Origin of the sequence: Mycoplasma milvi (genome assembly GCF_048284715.1) — a bacterium.
Taxonomy (GTDB): Bacteria; Bacillota_I; Bacilli_A; order Mycoplasmatales; family Metamycoplasmataceae; genus Mycoplasmopsis.
Window position 1 is genome coordinate 60,993 of sequence record NZ_JBLWAH010000002.1, and the last position, 19,561, is coordinate 80,553.

The 19,561-nt window shown below is 28.1% G+C and carries 16 protein-coding genes; 5 read left to right on the plus strand and 11 right to left on the minus strand.

The genetic code is table 4. From position 1 onward, the window contains the following. Nucleotides 1–373 precede the first annotated feature (373 nt). A complete protein-coding gene (locus tag ACNQ13_RS01035) occupies nt 374–3,805 on the minus strand; it encodes a hypothetical protein (protein ID WP_418035458.1) in 3,432 nt (1,143 codons plus the stop codon). Between the two features lie 74 nt (nt 3,806–3,879). Here ACNQ13_RS01035 and ACNQ13_RS01040 point away from each other — a divergent pair, with 74 nt between their 5' ends. Beyond that, on the plus strand, nt 3,880–6,363 hold the full coding sequence (locus ACNQ13_RS01040; RefSeq protein WP_418035459.1) for a UU173 family protein: 2,484 nt from the start codon (nt 3,880–3,882) through the stop codon (nt 6,361–6,363). 79 nt (nt 6,364–6,442) lie between these two features. On the opposite strand, the gene gap is transcribed toward ACNQ13_RS01040, so the two are convergent. Next, nucleotides 6,443–7,441, minus strand: a complete 999-nt coding sequence (gene gap, locus ACNQ13_RS01045) for a type I glyceraldehyde-3-phosphate dehydrogenase (protein WP_474623450.1) — start codon at nt 7,439–7,441, stop codon at nt 6,443–6,445. Between the two features lie 346 nt (nt 7,442–7,787). Between gap and mnmG the strand changes: the two genes are divergently transcribed. Both mnmG and ACNQ13_RS01055 read left to right on the plus strand, forming a co-directional pair. After that, entirely contained in the window at nt 7,788–9,623 is a 1,836-nt protein-coding gene (mnmG, locus tag ACNQ13_RS01050; RefSeq protein WP_416741972.1) for a tRNA uridine-5-carboxymethylaminomethyl(34) synthesis enzyme MnmG, read from the plus strand. Nucleotides 9,624–9,666: 43 nt separating this feature from the next. After that, complete coding sequence (locus ACNQ13_RS01055) at nt 9,667–10,101, plus strand: 23S rRNA (pseudouridine(1915)-N(3))-methyltransferase RlmH (RefSeq protein WP_416741971.1); 435 nt, start codon at nt 9,667–9,669, stop codon at nt 10,099–10,101. Between the two features lie 45 nt (nt 10,102–10,146). Here ACNQ13_RS01055 and ACNQ13_RS01060 read toward each other — a convergent pair whose 3' ends face one another. The 7 genes from ACNQ13_RS01060 to ACNQ13_RS01090 form a co-directional block, all read right to left on the minus strand. Beyond that, nucleotides 10,147–11,601 (minus strand): hypothetical protein, encoded by a 1,455-nt coding sequence (locus tag ACNQ13_RS01060; protein ID WP_416741970.1) that lies wholly within the window; start codon nt 11,599–11,601, stop codon nt 10,147–10,149. 40 nt (nt 11,602–11,641) lie between these two features. Beyond that, complete coding sequence (locus tag ACNQ13_RS01065; RefSeq protein WP_416741969.1) at nt 11,642–12,073, minus strand: hypothetical protein; 432 nt, start codon at nt 12,071–12,073, stop codon at nt 11,642–11,644. Between the two features lie 102 nt (nt 12,074–12,175). Beyond that, nucleotides 12,176–13,498, minus strand: a complete 1,323-nt coding sequence (gene rlmD, locus ACNQ13_RS01070) for a 23S rRNA (uracil(1939)-C(5))-methyltransferase RlmD (RefSeq protein ID WP_416741968.1) — start codon at nt 13,496–13,498, stop codon at nt 12,176–12,178. Then, nucleotides 13,486–14,031, minus strand: a complete 546-nt coding sequence (gene rsmD, locus ACNQ13_RS01075; protein ID WP_416741967.1) for a 16S rRNA (guanine(966)-N(2))-methyltransferase RsmD — start codon at nt 14,029–14,031, stop codon at nt 13,486–13,488. The genes rlmD and rsmD overlap by 13 nt, the downstream gene beginning before the upstream one ends. A 69-nt stretch (nt 14,032–14,100) precedes the next feature. Next, nucleotides 14,101–15,102, minus strand: a complete 1,002-nt coding sequence (gene trpS, locus ACNQ13_RS01080; RefSeq protein ID WP_416741966.1) for a tryptophan--tRNA ligase — start codon at nt 15,100–15,102, stop codon at nt 14,101–14,103. 95 nt (nt 15,103–15,197) lie between these two features. Continuing rightward, on the minus strand, nt 15,198–15,680 hold the full coding sequence (locus ACNQ13_RS01085) for a hypothetical protein (protein WP_418024549.1): 483 nt from the start codon (nt 15,678–15,680) through the stop codon (nt 15,198–15,200). A 41-nt stretch (nt 15,681–15,721) separates the two neighbouring features. Next, nucleotides 15,722–16,114, minus strand: a complete 393-nt coding sequence (locus ACNQ13_RS01090) for a hypothetical protein (protein ID WP_418035460.1) — start codon at nt 16,112–16,114, stop codon at nt 15,722–15,724. Between the two features lie 262 nt (nt 16,115–16,376). Between ACNQ13_RS01090 and rpsD the strand changes: the two genes are divergently transcribed. Further along, nucleotides 16,377–16,976, plus strand: a complete 600-nt coding sequence (gene rpsD, locus ACNQ13_RS01095) for a 30S ribosomal protein S4 (RefSeq protein WP_416741963.1) — start codon at nt 16,377–16,379, stop codon at nt 16,974–16,976. A 24-nt stretch (nt 16,977–17,000) separates the two neighbouring features. Next, complete coding sequence (gene rpmE / locus ACNQ13_RS01100) at nt 17,001–17,213, plus strand: 50S ribosomal protein L31 (RefSeq protein WP_416741962.1); 213 nt, start codon at nt 17,001–17,003, stop codon at nt 17,211–17,213. 273 nt (nt 17,214–17,486) lie between these two features. Here the strand turns inward: rpmE and ACNQ13_RS01105 are convergent, their stop codons facing one another. After that, on the minus strand, nt 17,487–17,624 hold the full coding sequence (locus ACNQ13_RS01105) for a hypothetical protein (RefSeq protein WP_416755696.1): 138 nt from the start codon (nt 17,622–17,624) through the stop codon (nt 17,487–17,489). 139 nt (nt 17,625–17,763) lie between these two features. Continuing rightward, nucleotides 17,764–19,509, minus strand: coding sequence for an excinuclease ABC subunit UvrC (gene uvrC / locus ACNQ13_RS01110; RefSeq protein ID WP_418018610.1), 1,746 nt, complete (start codon nt 19,507–19,509; stop codon nt 17,764–17,766). Nucleotides 19,510–19,561 lie beyond the last annotated feature (52 nt).

The window sequence follows — 19,561 nt, forward strand, 5'->3', positions numbered from 1 at the left end:
GAAAAATAATCCATAATTAACAGGGATTAAACACAACATCACTAAAATAATTAATAAAAAAATTCCCGTAAAGAAAATATCATATAGTTGTGTAAATTTCCTATTTTTAAGTATTTTTCTTACGAATTGCATACTTGTATTTTAATACTTTTTTAATCTAGTAAATACTTTTTTTTATTTTTTTATAAATATATTATTTATAAGTATCTAAAAAATAAAATTTTTTAATTTTTTTAATTTTTTTAATTCTAGTTAAATAACAATATATCTTTTTTCTTTATCTGTTCCACATTTTTCCATTTTTATACTTCTATCACAATACTAGTGGGATAAAAGTATAAAAAACTACCTTTTTATTAAGGTAGAATTTTAATTAAATTTGTTTAGCAATTTCTTGCATTTGTAAAAATAATTCATTAATTTGTGGATCATTAATATCAGTTTTCGTTAAGGCAAAAAAGTAATTTGAATATTGTTTATATTCAACGCCCTTAAAACGAACTTTTTTGACAGTAAAATAGATACCAGCATTAGTTTGGTTAATAGTACCAAGAGATATTTGCTTATCTTTTACATTTAATTTTGTAACTTTCTTTTCTTTAGAAATAAAGTACATTTCATAATCAGGATTATTAAGTTCAAAATTAACCAATTCCATTGTAACAGGTTGGTTTGCTCAATCCATTTTATTAGTATAGTTTGAATATTGGTATGTGTTTAGTAGCATAATGCTCATATTAGAATCAGAACTTTGTGCATTTAAATTTAAGAAAATTGGTTTAGTTTCATAAAAATCTGTGCTGTCTTTTTCATATGAATATCTAAATTTTAAAAATTTAATATTAGGTGTAATGTCCTCACTTCTTAGATATAAAGCATCAGCAGGTATATTTTTCATAATTTCACTATAAGATCCATCTTTCGTCTCTGAACCCAAAACAGTTACATATAATAATGAAAACTTAGGGTGAGCTATTTCTTCTAAATTCTGAAACATTAAATTAGAAATACTTAAACCATATTCTTGGAATTGTGCCTTAGGGCGATTGATAATTTCATTTTGACTACTACTTAACATAAGCTTTTGTATATTATTTGTTTTCTTGTATTCGCTAACTAGTTTATCAATTAAACTTTTTGCCACCGATAAATCAATAATTTCAATATTTTTAATGCAGTATTCTACTAAATTATTAAACTGTTTAACATCTTTAATATTAATTTGCCCTGGCAAGGCCCCAATTAAATAAGAATTTATTTCAACTTGCTTTAGTTTTGCATAATTTATTAAATCTTGTTGTTTTTGATGCTTACTTACAGTTGTTTGGTAAAAATTCTTTTGTTCACTATTCATAACTAACTTGTGATATTGGTTAGAAAAGTTTAAACTGTAAAATATACCCTCATCATTAGCATAAAAATTAGTAATATATTCTTTTTCAGCATCAGGCACTTCAATTTTTATTCATTTCGAGCTATCAGAATTTAAAACAACATAAAAACATTTGTTTACTTTTTGTTTATTAGAAACATAATTATTCCCTACAAGAATAAACTTATCTTTATAACTACTCAATAAATTATTTGTCCGATCAATTTGGCCATTACTCATTGAGGCCTGAATTTGTGCAATTGCCACAGCATCATCAATTAGGTCATATCAATCAACAACTTCTGGTGTATTTGAATTTAAGTCTTGTTTAATAAATGTTTTATGTATTCCATCAGTTCTTTTAACTGAACGCAATGCATAAAATTTACCATTGTTAAATTGATATGCTGATCTACTATCACTTATATCTCCAGCTGCACGTTCTAAAATATAGTTGTACATATATCCTTGTTTAAAGACAGGTGAAAGTACAGTTTTATTCTCTTCATCAATTTTAAATTCATAATCACCAACCACATATTTAACATTATCATTTTCTTTATTAAATAATTCAGGTCATGGTAAAGAGAAAAATTCTCCATTGCTAAATTGTGACTGATTTAATGGCTTATCGAAGCTTTTACCAATCGGTAAAAGGAATTCATGGTATGAAATTCCATTTTGAGGCGAATAAGCTAAAGGTGTTTTTTGGTATTTAAGTGTAGCATCTTTTGCTCAAGTTGCATCTGATAAATATCACATTGCTTCTTGTGTTCCTGGTAGTCTTAACTTAATATAAGCAACTTGATGAGTCTCACCATGATATGTTGGATCAACAATACCTTGACCAGTAATAATTGGCATTGCAGTCACACCAGCTAAATTTAACAACAATGAATATAAATGAGCATAATTGGCACATACACCCGATTGAGTTAAGACAGCTTTTTCTATCCTTATTAAAACATCTTTTAAAACATATTGTAGATATGAAGAAGTGTATTGTCAAAGTACAAAAGCTTTATCATAATCTTGCATTCCTGGTTTTATTAAAGCCAAACCATTCTTTATAAAGTTTTTAAAACTCTCATAATACGTAGATTGGCCTTGTCAATCAAAAGCAATTAATGGTCGATAAATTTTTGTAGCATAAGTATTATTATCACTTACTTCAAATTTTAAACTCACATTTGATAAAGAATAATATGGGAAGTATTTTCAATTTTCATAAAATCATTCACTATATGCTTCAGCAATAATGTTTGTGTTAATTTTTCTATCTCCAAAACTATAATCATAGATATTGTTACTTGAAGCAATGTAATTAAACATGTCTTTTAAATCGCTTTTAGTTATTTGTTCATCAGTTTTATGAACTAATGGTACTGTGCCATAGTTAAATCCTGCTTCTCCTTTTGTTAAATCAGCAGGATTATTAATTTTAGATATTGAACTATAAGTTGAGTTATTTAAGCTAAATAAATTTACTTTTAAAGCATCTTGTAACAATTTTTCTTCATCTGTACTAAGTTCAGCAATTGGTTTTTTATTTATTTCCGAATCATTGCTATTTGAATTATTATTTAAATCTTCTTTTAATTTTGCAATTTCTTTTTCAAGCGCTTGATTTTTTGTTTTTAATTCAACATTTGAGTTATTAAGTTCATTAATTTTCTTTTCATTTGCCAGTATTGTGGCTTTCGCTGCTTGCAAATCTACACTAAGTTTATTATTTTGCTCTTTTATTTGCTTAATTGAAGTTTGCAACTTATTTATATTATCATTCAAAGCATCAATTTCTTTTTTCTGTTTTTCAATCTCGCTGTCTTTATGAGTCAATTGTGCTTCTAAATCCTGTAGTTGTTGATTAAGTGTATTTGCATTTTTGTTTAATTCCGATATTTTTTCTTGATTTTGTTTTATTTGTAAAACTAGTTCTTCATTTGAATCGGTTTCTTTGCCTAATTTAACTTCTAATTCAGTAATTAAGTTTTTTAATAAAGTTAATTCATTTTGAAGATTTTTTATTTTTTCTTCAAGTTCTGCTTTTTGTACCACAAGTTGTTCATGGTCATCATTAAGATTTTGAAGTTGTTTGTTTAACTTATTATTTTCTTCTTCAAGTTCATTTACTTTTAAATGTAATTCTTGAATCTTGTTTAAATTCTGTTCTTGATTTTTTCTTAATTTAATAACCTGATTATTTGCCTCTTGATTTTGAAGACTTAATTTATTAATCTCTTCAATTTTTGCTTCTAAATGATTTTTAGAATTGCTCAATTGATTTTTTAAATCAGCTATTTCTTTTTTCAACTGTTCAACTTCAGATTCATCGCTCTTGTTATTACACTTTGAAGCCACAAGTATAGGGGCCAAACTCAATGGAGAAAGGCTAGTAATAATTAGTCAATTTATATATCTTTTGTTCTTCATATATTCTCCTGTTTTATTAAAGATATTTATATTATAAAATAATATAATAAATATACAAAAGTGCTAGGAGAATAATGCAAGAAAAAGATCCAATAATTATTAAATGAAATACATTCAAAAAAGTTTTTTACAATAATCCTGCAATGATTTATAATACCTCTAATTTGCAAGATCGGATTATTGAAACTGAGTATAAGAAAAAATGAGGTTATAACCCAGAAGATCATAGAAAATTATTACTAGAAATTGAAGAAGATGAAACTGGGCTTGCTGAAAAGGATGATGAAAACATATCAGCATTAAATGAGATGGATATATTTTTCCAAGTTATAGATGATCATTTTGAAGTGGATGTAAATCAAAATATTGATTTTGATAATATCTCAGAATCTTACATCAATATACATTTAGATTCATATGTTAAATATAAAAAAGATGCTATTAATTGATATATTAAAACATATTATATCGATCCTAAAAGAGTAGCTTTTATACGTCCAACAGATAAGCTAGATAACAAAATACAAAACACTAAAGATTTCTTACAAAGCCAAGATATAGATTTAATTATCGATCCAGTTCTATGTTATCAAGTTACTGATGATCATAACAATACATTTAAATTCGTTAGTGATGGATTGTTTTATGATAAAAAAAATAAAAAACTTTCAACTTTATCATATGTTTCACGTGCAAAAAACACTCAATTTTATCATTTTTGATTCTTGCAAAAAATCTTTAAGCGCAATGGCATAGACTTAAATGAGTGTTCTACAATCATAATTGATCCTATATCTTCTGTGAAAAAAACTGTTAAACAAAATGAAATATTATTTTATGAATCCTACTCTGCTTACCCCTTAAAAAGTATTGCAAAATCAAACAGTAATAAGCTAACAGCAGATTTAATTGATCTTGACTTTATTTTAAAGAAAACAGGTGATGCTACATTATTGGGATATAATGGCTATTATGAGCGAAATAACATGTTTTCTTTTTTAAAAGTTGCAAAAAGTGGTCTAGTAATTCAAACAGGAGTTGAAGTAGATAAAAATGCTATTGCTGCAGCAGAGGAAAATGATTTAAATCTAGATAAAATTACAAGTTCATATTTAGATATATCAATATATCAAAAAGCCTTAGAAGGTTATTTACCTTTTAAATTTAAAGGAAAAGGTGATTTAGTTATTCGTCAATTAGAAAATTTTGACTTCTATGTAGACTTAATGATAAAAAGTTGATACGAATTTAACAACGAAAACTCTTTTGATTATAATGCTATTAAATATTTCTATGCTGTAGATTCGAACGAAAATGACACCAAGGTAAAACGTTGAATGCAAGATGGTTTTATAGGAAATATAGATGAACAAATTTTTACTTTTCCAGAATATTTCAGTCCATTAGAGCGTGCTACTATGTTGAATTACATTTTAGGCAATAAATATGATTACTACTCAGGAAATGCTTTTAAACCTGCTGAAAAAAAATCTTATGAATTAATATCTAATAAAATTTTAAAGCTCAAAAATAATATTAATTTCTTTAATATCCAAGCATTAAATGTTGTTAAAAAAATACATATAAAAGATGCCAGAATCTGCTGATATGATTATGAAGGTTTTATGAGTTTATATCCAATAATCGATAACGTTCCTTCATATAATCAAGTGATAAATCAAGTATCAATTATATTAACGCAAAATGGTAATGAAATATACAAAGAAAACATTGTTATAGATACGCTGAATTTAAAATTAATTGATATTGTAAAAATGTTGAAAGCTATTTATTGTGATGCTGCTGATGCTTACGTAGTTTATAATAAAAGCTATGAAAATACCCGTAATAAAGAAGTTTTATCCCTTGTTCGTAAGCAAATATTATATGGTGATGGTTCAGCAAATAACCTTGAATTTATTACTCAATTTGACAAATTATTCCCAGAAGGTTTAAAAGAGTTTGAACACATAATTTTTCATATAAATACTAATACAATTGATCTGGCAGATTGCTTTAATCGTTATGCTTCTGAAAAATTACCAGTAAATAACATGGATCATGAACTTAGTGAATATATCTTTTTTAAAGATAATGAAGAAGAACATACCATCGAAGTATTAAATGATATAGACTATGAAAAATTTCAACAAATAACATCATGAAATAGTCATATTATTTCAATTAATTATTTAATGTACTATTATTCAATTAAAAAAATAGAAAAATACATTACACACTTAGCATTAAAACTCAAAACGTTAATTACGCCTTATAAGGATTTAGAGATCCAAAAAGGAACAATGGCTATGGAAAAAGCTATGCAAAGAAATGCTGGCATAATTGGAGATACATTATGAAATGAATTAACAGTTCCTGCGCTAAAACTTTATTGCGAAAACGATGTTAAGGCAATGATAATGGTCTATGAGCTTATCATGTATTTAGCAAGATTAAAATTTAAAAATGAATTAGACCTTTTTGAATACAAAATAGAAGCTCAAAACTTTGAATACTTTATTAATGATGATAAAAAATTAGATATTAAAATCATGTAACTTAATTAGTCAGCCTAAAGCTGGCTTTTTTATAAATAAAAACAAGTTAGCCTAAGCTAACTTGCTGTATATTTATTAATTATAATTTTACAAAGTATTCTACAGTTCTAACAAGTTGTGAAACGTATGACATTTCATTGTCATATCATGAGTATAATTTGTACATTTTTCCATCAACTGTATCTTTTGCTGAAGTCATTAATGAGTCAAAGATTGAACCGTGGTGTTGTCCAATAATGTCTGAAGATACAAGTGGTAAAGTTGAGAATTCAAGTGTTTCACTTGCTGCTTTCTTCATAGCTTCATTAATTTCTTCTACTGTAGGTTGTTTTTCTAACATAACTGTTAAATCAACTAATGATCCTGTAATTGTAGGAACTCTAACTGCAACACCATCAAGTTTTCCTGCTGCTTCTGGAACTACAAGTCCAATAGCTTTAGCTGCACCTGTTGAAGTAGGAACCATGTTTTGAGCTGCTGCTCTAGCTCTTCTTAAATCTTTGTGAGGAGCATCTTGTAATCTTTGGTCAGCTGTATATGAGTGGATTGTTGTCATGTATCCTGATTTTAATCCGAAGTTGTCAACAAGAACTTTAACAACTGGTGCTAAACAGTTTGTTGTACATGAAGCTGCTGAGATTAATTTGTCTTCTGAGTTTAATTCTTTGTGGTTTACATTGTAAACGATTGTTTTAACATCTTTGTCAGATGGTGCTGATACAACAACTTTTTTAGCTCCAGCTTTTAAGTGTTTTTCTGCACCTTCACGTTTTGTGAAGAATCCTGTTGATTCAACAACTAGGTCAATTCCCATTTCACCTCATGGAAGGTTTTCTGGATCTCTTTCTGATAAAACTTTAATTTCTTTACCATTTACAACAATTGCACCTTCTTTAACAGAAACTTCTACTGGTAATTCATGGTATGCTGTATCGTATTTTAATAAGTGAGCTAATGTAGCTGGGTCTGTTAAGTCGTTAACAGCCACAACTTCCATATCTGTTGATTTAGTTTCTAGTAATCTACGTAAGAATAATCTTCCGATTCTTCCAAATCCGTTAATTGCTACTTTTTTCATAATCTTCCTTTCAAATAGTTTAATTATTAATAAAAAGTATCCCTTTTTATGTTCTGTTATATTATATTAGTTTTTTTATAACTAGTTACAGTTTTTTTATTTCTTTTCAATTTATTTTTTTGCTTCATTAAATGCAAAAAGTTAAAAAAGTATATTAATTTTTAGCTAAATATTATCTTTTATAAAATTAGCTAATAAATAAAAGTCATATTACCACTAATTTAATTAGCATTTTTACCAACTTGGAAAAAAGTTAGCTAAATTCCCTAGTTTCTTATATTATAGGGGTAAAAATGCTTAACTTTTTTATGACGATTTAAATTCAAAATAGTAAAATATAAAAACTATGAATAAAACAGTTTCAAATAATAAATATGATGCAATAGTAATTGGTGGAGGTCATGCTGGAGTTGAAGCAACTTTTGCTTTAGCAAATATGGGGCATAAAGTTGCTTTAATCAGCTTTGACCTTTCGAGAATTGCTATGATGCCATGTAACCCATCAATTGGGGGTCCAGCTAAAGGAATCATTACTCGTGAAATTGATGCCTTAGGAGGAGTGCAAGGTTATTTTTCAGATCTAGCAATGATTCAAATTAAAATGCTAAATGAATCAAAAGGACCAGCAGTTAGAGCAATGAGAGCTCAAATTGATAAAGAAAAATATTCAAGAATCATTTTAGAAGCTTTGCAAAAACATCCAAATGTTACTTTGATTGAAGGTGTGGCTGAAGAAATTTTAGTTGAAAATAACTCATTTAAAGCAATCAGACTTGAAGGTGGAGAAATTTTAGAAGCTAAAGAACTTGTTATTACAACAGGAACTTATATGAATTCTCGTATCCTAAGAGGTGATCAAATCACAATTTCAGGTCCTGATAATCAAAAAACCACTCCTAAGCTTTCTCAATCTTTAGCCAAACTTGGTTTTGAATTGCAAAGATTAAAGACTGGAACTCCTGCTAGAGTTTTTGCTGATTCAATTGATTTTTCTAAAGTTGAAAAAGAAAACTTAGAAGATACTTATTTATCATTCTCAACTAGATCAAATGTTAAGTTAGATAAACAAATTTCATGTTATCTAACTTATACCAATGAAAAAACACATGAAATTATTCGTGAAAATATTGGACGTTCAGCCATGTATTCAGGTTTAATTGAAGGAATTGGGCCAAGATACTGTCCAAGTATCGAAGATAAGGTAATGCGTTTTTCAGATAAGCCACGTCACCAAGTTTTCTTTGAACCAGAAACAGTAGATGGATCAATTATTTACGTAAATGGAATGTCAACTTCTATGCCTGTAGAAGTACAAGATTTAATGTTACGAACTATTCCTGGACTAGAAAATTGCAAAGTTCAAAAATGAGGATATGCTATCGAATATGATGCCTTAAACCCATTACAAATTTCACCTTCTTTAGAATCTAAAGTTATTAGTAATATCTTTACAGCTGGTCAAATTAACGGAACTAGCGGATATGAAGAAGCTGCTGCTCAAGGATTAATGGCTGGAATTAATGCTGGAAGAAAACTTGAAAATAAAGAACCTTTAATCTTGAAAAGAGATGATGCTTATATTGGTGTTTTAATTGATGACTTAGTAACTAAAGGAACTAAAGAACCATATCGTATGCTAACAAGTAGAGCCGAATATCGTTTATTGCTTAGAAATGATAACCCGGATTTAAGACTTGCCAAATATGGAAATGAAGTTGGATTAGTTTCAAATGAACAATACCAAAAAGTAGTTAATAAATATGCAAGTATTCAAGCCAAAATTGATGAATTAGCTAATTCATATTTATCTTCAAAAAGTCCCTTAGCACAACGCCTAGGGATTGAAAATGGTGTTTCGCTCCTAAGAGTCCTTGCTAGACCAGATGTTGAAGCAAGTGAAGTGGTTGGCGATTATGAATTCAAAAATGAACTAACCATTATGGTTAGATTAGATGGTTATATTAAGAAACAGCAAGCTGAAGCAAATAAAATGAATAAACTTGAAAACTTTAAAATACCTCAAGATATCGATTATGATAAAGTACCTAATGTGGCTACTGAAGCAAAACAAAAATTAACCAAAATTAGACCTTTAACAATTGGCCAAGCATCTAGAATCAGTGGAATTAACCCTGCTGATATCCAAATGTTGATGTTTTATATTGAAACTAGAAATAAATAGAGACTAATTTCAAATAATATTAGTCCTTGTTCCGGGAGGAAAAATGAAATTAAATATTATTTGTGTTGGATCCTTAAGCAAGGAATTTAAAGTTCTTTATGATGACTATGCAAAGAAGATAAACTATTTTTGCAAGCTAAATGTTATCGAAATTAAAGAACAAAAGATTGAAAACATTGAACTAAAGAAGCAAAAGGAAACTGAATTAATCTTGGAAAAGATTCCTAAGAATTCTAAAGTATTTTACCTATCTCTTAGAGGTAAACAATATTCGAGTGAAGAATTTGGTGATCTCTTTTTAGATATTGATAATGTAACATTTGTTATTGGTGGCTCAAATGGTGTAATTGAATCTTACTTTCCAAATCAAATAAATTTTTCAAAAATGACATTTCCTCACCAACTCTTTAGAGTTATGCTAGTGGAACAAATTTATCGTGCATTTACAATTCGCAATAATATTACTTATCACAAATAGGGGCTAGTGCCTCTTTTTTAATACAAAAAAAGCCACTGCTGTGGCTTAATAAGTAATTTTGCGTTTTTGTTTTAAAACACGTTGATCAAAGTAGTCAAGAGTTGAATAAATAGTAATTAATAGCACTGTATAAATTGGGATCGAGATAAATGAACGCAGTACAATTGGAATCATAAAATAGATGTATTTATCTTCAAGTAAGTAATTCTTTCCATTGAAGTAATTCATATATTTAATATAAACATATGGTCCATAAATTCATCTTGCAACTACAATAACTGAGATAACTAACCCAAATGAAATTAATAATTTCTTAACAAAAACTAACTTTGGTACTAAATTAAATTGCTCTTGGCTTAAGTGACGCATCTTAATTCAAATAATTGCAGTAAGTGTTATAGCAACTGCTAAAAATGCTCCACTTAATGCTATCATGCTTCAAATCACTGTATCAGATAAGGTTGAAACACCAAAGGTACGAGTAATTCTTCATCCCATTGCATTTCCATTCTTCTTATCAATACCAAAGAAATTCTTCAATATTCCTGAATCTGGATCAATGTTATGTAAATAAGCAGCATATGCTGTAGCACTTAATAAAGCAACAAAAATTATGGCTAATATAATAGTTGTAATTAAGGAAGCTGCTTTTGTATTTGCTTTATACATTCATAGAAAGGCTTTAGCAATCAACACTACTGCCACCGGTACTATGGCATACATTCAGAATCATGATCAAATTCCACCGGTAAATAGTAGTGAAGCAAAGTCAGCTATTAATCCAAGTAATGAAGCTTTAAAAGTTGAGAAAAATAAGGCAAATATAATATAAAAAACATATTCGAAGCTTAGTCCAACTTTAGATAATCCAGTAAATTTTGTTAATGTTGTAATTATTAAGAATAGCCCAAGTAAAACGCTTGACATTGTTAAGTCTTGGACTGAGAATGCAAATTCATCTTGGATCACTTTAGTAAACTTACTATTACTTGTTAAATTAATTAAATAGCGAATATTGGTAAGGTCTTGTAAAGCATTAATATTTTTATTTTGGGGTACTAGGTAGTTTTCTAATACTAGAGTTTTGTATAGTAAGCTAGAAATAGGTAAAAATGTCACAAATCAATCTAGCTTAATTAATTTGTTATATTCTTTAGTGCTATATTTTAGCGAGCTAAATACTGCTTTTAAACGATAGTGTAATTGGTAGGTCTTAATGTAAATTCAAAAATTATAATATACAAAAATTAATACAGCAACAATAATATAGGTGTATCAAGTTTGATATACAGCTTGATTTTGTGTTTTATAAGCATTAACTATTCCTAGAGCTAAGAATGTGATAAATAAGGCTTGATAAATGAAGTGAGCTGCAAAAACTGCAAAGCGTTGTTTTCTTGTTTCGCTATGTAGTAGTTGCAGTCTCTCTTCTAAAAATCAAGTATTACTGTCAAATGTTTGGCTTGTTTTGTACTTTCTCTTTTTCTGGTCTATAATCATATGGTAATATTTTAATACAAAAACTTTTTTTTCAACTATTTTAATAACAATTGTTATTGGTTTTAGGCTTAATATTAATTGAAATAAGTTTTGAGATCTTAAGCTTTTGCTCCAATACTTGAACAAAAGCATCAAGCAGTTCTAGCTCACTACTTTCAGCTATCTTTTCTCCAATAATTTCATTGTGTATGTTGGTAAACTTCTCTATAAAAATTCTTAATGGTATTTTATAAATAGTTTTAAATTCAACAACATAGTTAGTAAGTTTAGATCAAGTATAAATTAATAATTGTTTACAAATAGTGTTTTCAGGATAAGTTTTTATTTTTTTAACTTCACAAAATAATATATCAGTTTTTGAAACTAAAATAGGCATAACATAATTAGATTCAATTTCTTCTTGCTGTGCAATTAGATTACCAATCTCATCATTCATTTGATAAATTTCAAATAATTTTAATTCTGTTTCCATCATTTCCTTTCATTATATAAATTAAAAAATAATGTAAAGCGAACTAAAAAAGTAAAAGAACAGCAAAAAAACACTAGAATACCTTCTAATGTTTAAAACTTTTTAGCTATTTTTAATCTTTAATAAGACAACTGTTTCAATATGAGCAGTATTTGGGAACATATCAAATCCCTGAACATATGAAATATTGTAATTTGAAGCTAAGTCTTTTAAATCACGGACCAATGTTTTTGGATCACAAGACATATAAACTACATTATCAATTTGATTTTGCTTAATTCAAGTAATAAATTCTTGAGTAATTCCGCTACGAGGTGGATCTAAGATTAGAATTGTATCTTGTAAGTTCTTAACTTGCTTTTTAAAAACTGTACCTGCATCGCCAATATAGTATTGGCCATTTATTTGGTTATGTTGTGCATTGATTTTTGCATCCAATATAGAAGAAGAAACTATATCACTTCCAATTATTTGCTTGTCGCCACCTACCAGTTGCCCAATAACTCCAACTCCGCAATAAGCATCTAAAAGAACTTTGTTTGGAATTGAGGTAACTATCTCATGAATTTTGGTAAAAATTATTTCTGCCATTTCACTATTAATTTGAAAAAATGAATTTATATTGCAGTTAAATTGCATATTATTTAATGCCATTGTAAATGGTTTAGTGCTATATAAGTTAATGATTTTATCATTCTTTATAATATTGAAATCCACAATTGCTTGATATTGTTGAATTTTAGCTAGCAATTTAGCAGGTAAATCATAATCAGAGTTAATTTTTAGTGCTAATGAAATTTCATTTTGCTTATTAGCACGCAAAGTAATTTCTTCATAGAAAATTAGGTGCTTTTGTTTATTATTAACTAAATAGTAATTATTTAATACGTCTAATAAATAGTTTATTGTTAGATTAATAGCTTGACTATTTTGGCTAAAATTGTTTGCTAAATGTAAATTATTTGACTTAATATCATATTCAGCCACAAATAATTGGCTTTCTTGAATAATAAAAGGGTAGCGTACTTTATTGCGATAACTGTTTGTCACTGGGCTAGGGGTAAATGTAACATAATTTTCAAGTACTTCTGGGCCTAAATTTCAAGCTAATAATTTACTTAAGTATTGATCTTTAAATTTAATTTGTTCTTGATAATTTAAATTAATTAAAGGAGCTGAATTGATGCAATCTTGTTTTTCAGCATTGCGCATTAAAGAAGGAACTAGCAGCTCACTAACTTTAGCAAAAGCAAACTTGCTATTGACTTTTAATAATTGAACTTTAGCTTTTTCCCCTGGAAATAAGTCACTTGTAAAAATAGCATACCCGTTTTCATCCCGAGAGGTTCCAAGTCCTTCGTAGCTTAATTCGCTACAAGTTACTTCAATAATTTGATTCTTTTGATATTGATTTAGTTTTGACATAAAAATAGTATCTCAATCTTTCCATATTTCTTGCTTTTATAAACTTTTAGACCATCAGGCAAGGCTATTTTACTAAAGTTGTCTGTTTCAACAATAATTTCAAAATCCTCTTTGAGTAATGATTTTTCAACTAGTTTAGCTAAGCAAGCTGAAACCAAATCATACTCAATAAAAGGTGCATCAATAAAAACAAAGTCATATTGCTTATTGCTATGAGATAAAAAAGCTAGCGCATCTTCATTAATTAATTCAATGTTATTAGCTTCAGGTATTTTATTAATATTACCTTTAGTAGTTTTTAATACCACTTTATTTTTTTCAATCGAAGTTACAAAACTAGCTCCTCGAGAAATAGCCTCAATACTTCAAGCTCCAGATCCTGCAAATAAATCTAGGCAAGTTGCATTTTCAAGCTTAAATTGTAGGGATGAAAAGACTGCTTCGCGCACTTTATCTGTGGTTGGACGAGTATATTTTTCATCTGGTTGTTCAATTTTGTACCCGCGGTACTTTCCTGCAATAATTCTTAACATGTTGTAATTTTATCAAATTTAAACCATTTAACTTGCTGGTTTTAAATATAAAAAACTTGCAATTGCAAGTTATTTTTTGGAATATAGTCCCATTTTTTTCATTAACTTATTTAAGTTATGTGAAGCAATTTGAGAAGCTTTTTGGGCCCCTTGATCAGTGATTTGATCAGCTATTTTTAGTGCGCTTTCATATTTTGCTTGAATATTAATTAATAAGTCACGAACAACTGTAGCAACAGCTTCTTTAAATTCTTTGTAGTCTTTATCTTTAAATAAAGCTTCAGCTTCTTGTAATGTAATATTACTTAAAGCAGCATAAATATTTAATAAGTTTAATATTCCAGGTTTTTCAGGCGAAATATAAACCTTACCTTCTGAATCTGTTACAGCTTTCATAATTTTATTGTAAGCTTGTTGAGGATTTTCAAGTAAATATATTGTTGATTTAGTACCATGTTCACTTTTTGACATTTTACTATTTGGATCAGTTAAAGATTTAATTCTAGCCCCGACTTTTGGTATGTATCCTTCAGGTAAAGTAAAACTAGTGTGATATTTAGTATTAAATCTTTCAGCAATATTTCTAGTTAATTCAAGGTGTTGAGTTTGGTCTTCACCGATTGGAACTAAATCAGGGTTGTAAAGTAAAATATCTCCCGCCATTAATGTTGGATACATTAATAAGTTAGTTGGAATTTTGCTAGTTCCATTTCCTTGCTTAAGCTTAGTTGCTTTATCTTTATACTGTGTCATTCTTTGTAATTCACCAAGTGTAGTTTCTGAAGCACATAATCATTGCATCATAGCGTGTTCACTAACTTGTGATTGGTAAAAAATAGTTGCTTTTTCAGGATCTAGCCCACAAGCTATATATAAAGCTACTATTGTCTTACGAGCTTTTTTTAGTTCAATTGGATCCACTGTCCCTGTGGTTAAGGCATGTAAGTCTGCTACAAAGAAGTATGAATCGAATTCATCTTGTAAAGCCACAAAGTTTCTTAATGCTCCAATATAATTTCCTAATGTTAAATCTCCAGTAGGTTTAATCCCACTTAATAATCTTTGTTTCATTGTTCTCCTAATTAGTATGAATTTATTATAATCAATTTAATTTTTTCTGTATTAAAAATCCCATAAAACATTGATTTTATGGGATTAAATTATTCCTAAAAAATATCATTTGAGTGGTATGTATTTGGTTTTGGCTGAGCAGTTTGTTGATCACTTGCTAAAGCATGCATTGCTTGAGATGCGGATACAATTAAAATAATGTTTCCTATTGGTAGTAGGCAAAATGTAAGCCCAAAGCCAACCCATGTTAGAGTTTTTGCAGCATCATGGTTTTGATTAAGGGAACCAGCTGTATTAGTGATGCAAACAAAAACAATATTTAAAATCATGCATATGCCTATAGCAATTAATGTGATAACCAGAAATACAAAAGGAATTAGTTGTACTCCTCCAAAGATATCTTCGAAATTAGGCGTTGAATTATTATTCCCATCCATAGAGTTTGTCATATTTACGGTATTGAGGGCAAATAATATCAACCACAGAATAAGGAAAAATATACATAAAAATATTAAAACTAAAAAAGCAATATTAAGCCCTTTAATTTTCTTATATCCATTATATAAATCTGTATTCATTTTTGCTCCTTTAGATAATTATACGACTTTTAAGGTTATAATTAGCACTCTTTGTGCATTTTTAAAATCTTATTTTGTTTTACAGCTAACACAATATTTGCTATTGCAAATAAGAAAAATAAGGTAAAAACTAACCAAACAACCATATCATTTCTTGTTGCTTTATCTTCTTGTGACTCAAATAATTTAAAAAGTACAATATGCAGTATTATATTTACCATTTCACTAATTAATCATAGTGCTCCTAAAATTGAACAAACATAGGCACCGATACTGTAGAAAAACAATGTAAATATAAAATCACCAGAACTTGTTGCATTGATTATAGATGGTACAGCAAAAAATATTATTGCAGTTAATGCAACTATAAAAAATAATGTTGCTGTAATAATATTTGTATTTTTAACCCTTTTTAATTTTTGAATTTTATTCATTTTTCGTTTCTCCTATAAAATAAAATTATTATATAAAAACTTTTGTATCTATATTTTAGCACTTAATTAATTAAATTAAATAGTTATGCAAATATAGTAATCTGATAAAATAAATAAGCATAAAAACAGCAGTTTATTATGATTGGAAAATAATTTTAACGAATTATTCTTGTTAGTAAGTTAGCTGCTTAGCTGAAAACATTAAGTTAAACTTATCCAATTAGAAATAAACCCTCTCATTATGCAGAAAGAGGAAAATCATATGTCAAGATACACAGGACCTGTATTTAAAAAATCACGTCGTTTAGGATTTTCAATTCTTGAATCAGGAAAAGAATTTGCTAAAGGAAAGAAAAGAACATACGCTCCAGGGCAACATGGAAACAAAAGAGTAAAATTATCTGAATACGGATTACACTTATACGAAAAACAAAAAGTAAAACACTTATACGGAGTTAACGAAAAACAATTACAAAAAGTATTCCAAAAAGCTGTTAAAGCTAAAGGAATTACAGGGACAAACATGCTTCAATTATTAGAAACACGTTTAGACAACTTAGTTTACAGAGCAGGATATGCTACAACACGTAGACAAGCACGTCAATTAGTAAACCACAACCACTTTGTTGTTGATGGTAAAAAAGCTAACATCCCTTCAATGGTTATCTCAGTAGGATCAGAAATTACTCTTAAAGAAAAATCAAGAACAAACAAACAAATCTTAGAAGCTATGGAAGCTCGTGAAGCTGCTTCATGATTAACAAGAAAAGACTTTACTACTAAATTAGATCGTTTACCAGAAAGAAATGAATTACACCCAGAAATCAAGGATGCTTTAGTTGTTGAGTTCTACTCAAAATAATAACTAAATCTAAGGAGAATTATTATGAGACAAAACATTCACCCAGAATACCACACAGTTGAAGCAACTTGCTCAACATGCCAAAAATCATTTACTTTCAAATCAGTTAGACCTAACTTTACAGTAGACGTTTGTTCAGGTTGCCACCCTGTTTACACAGGATCAAAAGCTCAAGTTAAAGCAACAGGAAGAATCGACAGATTCAACAGAAGACTTGAAAAAAAGAACGCTAAATAATAATGCGTTCTACAGTAGCTTAGGCTACTGTTTTTTTATAAAAAAGTGAATAATATTAAAGTAACTAAGCTAAATATTATTCACTGTATAAATGTAATAACAAAAATAAGAATAAATAAACCAAATAATGTTTTTCTGATTTAAATATTCTTATTTTTTTATAAAAGTATCTACCTTTAAATCATGTGTTGAAAAAATAAATACTGAAAGAGATAAGCAAAAAACAAAAAAGTATTCTATGTAATTTCTATATTTCAATACTTATTCCCTTCACTATTTTGTTTTCTTGTTATTTGGATTTAATTGATTAGATCTATTGTTGTTAACATTTTTGTAATCTTTATTATTATGACTCATATTTGTATTATTTGAGTTCTTTTGATTTGATTTTTGATCATTATTATTAAACATAATTCCTCCTTTCTGTGGATTAATAAGTCTACAATATTATTTTTTCAAAAAACAAATCCCAAAATCCCTAAATTGTAGGCATAAAAGAATTTTTTTATCTAAAAAGTCTATAAGTCAAAATGCAGAAAAAAATATAAGACTATTTTGCCTTATATTGTTCAATAATAATTTTAGCCTTACTTGACCCTATTACTTTAGTTAATTCTTCTAGTGAAGCGTTTTTAATTGCTTGATAAGTTTTAAAGTGCTTTAATAATGCTTTTTCACTTTGAGGGCCTATGCCTTTAATCTTAGTTAAATCATTGCTTCTTGACTTTAATCCAAAAGATCTGCTCATTACATTTTTAGCATAACGATCAACGCTATATTGCATATTAGAAAGTAAGTTATAAGCATTCTTACTAATGTTTAAAACTTCATTTTTGGAGTTAATTAAATTTCTTGTTCTGTGATTGTCATCTTTTACTAGCCCATAGACTTGAATGTTATTAATATCCTGTTCTTTGAGAGCATATAAAGCTTCATTAATTTGCATTATAGCTCCATCCACTATAAAAATAGTACTGTTATTAAGCATAAAACGTTTTTGGGCTATAAATTTAGCAACAGTTAAATACATTAGTTGCACATCAGATTTCTTATCCATAATGGCTAGTTGCTCACTGTGATCAAATTTAGAACTTTTTGCATCTATAGCAGAGGCATTTTCTCAACAAGTCACTACTCCCACAGGAGCACTTAGGCCAAAATGAGAGTTATCAAAAATAAAGATCGAAGAAATCTTATTGCCTTGATTAAGCACTGTTTCTAACTCAGCTCAAGCATTTAATAAGTTAGCATTCTTACGATATCATTCATCATAGTTTAACTTAATGTTTTCTTCATTATTTTCATTAGCTAATAGTAAAATTTTTTGCAATATACCTTGCATTGGGAAAGCTATTCGAGAACTAATTTTAGGATTATTAAACTCAATATCACTATATGTGTGAGATAAAAGTATTTTATCGGGTAGTTTATTGTTTTTATAATATGTTTCAAGATATTGGATAATAAAATCTTCCAGTAAAATATCAGATCAATAAAAGCTATGTGCATGTTGAATTTGAATACCAGAACGATAAAAAACTTTTTGTACAGCTACTACATTATCATGTGGAATGAATGAAAAGACATCAATATCATTATAGTTTTGCAATTCAGCAATTTGAGTGGTTTTAATATTCTCTAGCACACTTATAGCATCCCGATATTCCATTGCTAGCTCATAGTTATAATTGCTTGCAGCAGATTGCATTTTTTCTTGCAACTTATCAATAAAGCTATTATCCTTAAATTTCAAAATATTAATAATTTGATTAAACTTAGCTTTTGAACTAGTATAAGTAAACTCTTTGATTTTTAGTCCATTTTCATAAGTAAAATTACGTTCCAAGATATTTAATAAATCACGGAAATTACTATTGGTTGGAAATGGACCAAAGTAAAAGCTATCTTTTTGATATTTATCAAATCGATAAACTGATGAAATTACCAACTCATTATTCTTTTTAATTTGTAAAGCTAAATATGGATAACGTTTATCATCAGTTAAATCAATATTATAAGCTGGCTTATATTGCTTAATATAGTTTGTTTCTAGGGCTAAAGCATCTTTTTCACTACTACAAAGGAAGATTTCAAAATCAAAGATTTCCTCTAGCATTTTTGGAGTTTTATATGAATTAATCGTTCCTTTTAAATATTGATTTAGACGCTTATTTAAAGCTTTAGCTTTTCCTACATAAATTACTTGCTCAAAGCGATCTTTTCATAAATAAACACCAGGTGTATTAGGGACATTTTTTACTTTATTTTTAAGTTTTTCTAATATGGCTGCATTCATATTTTAATTTTATCATTAAGGCAGAAAAAAACTCACGGCTGTGAGCAAATTT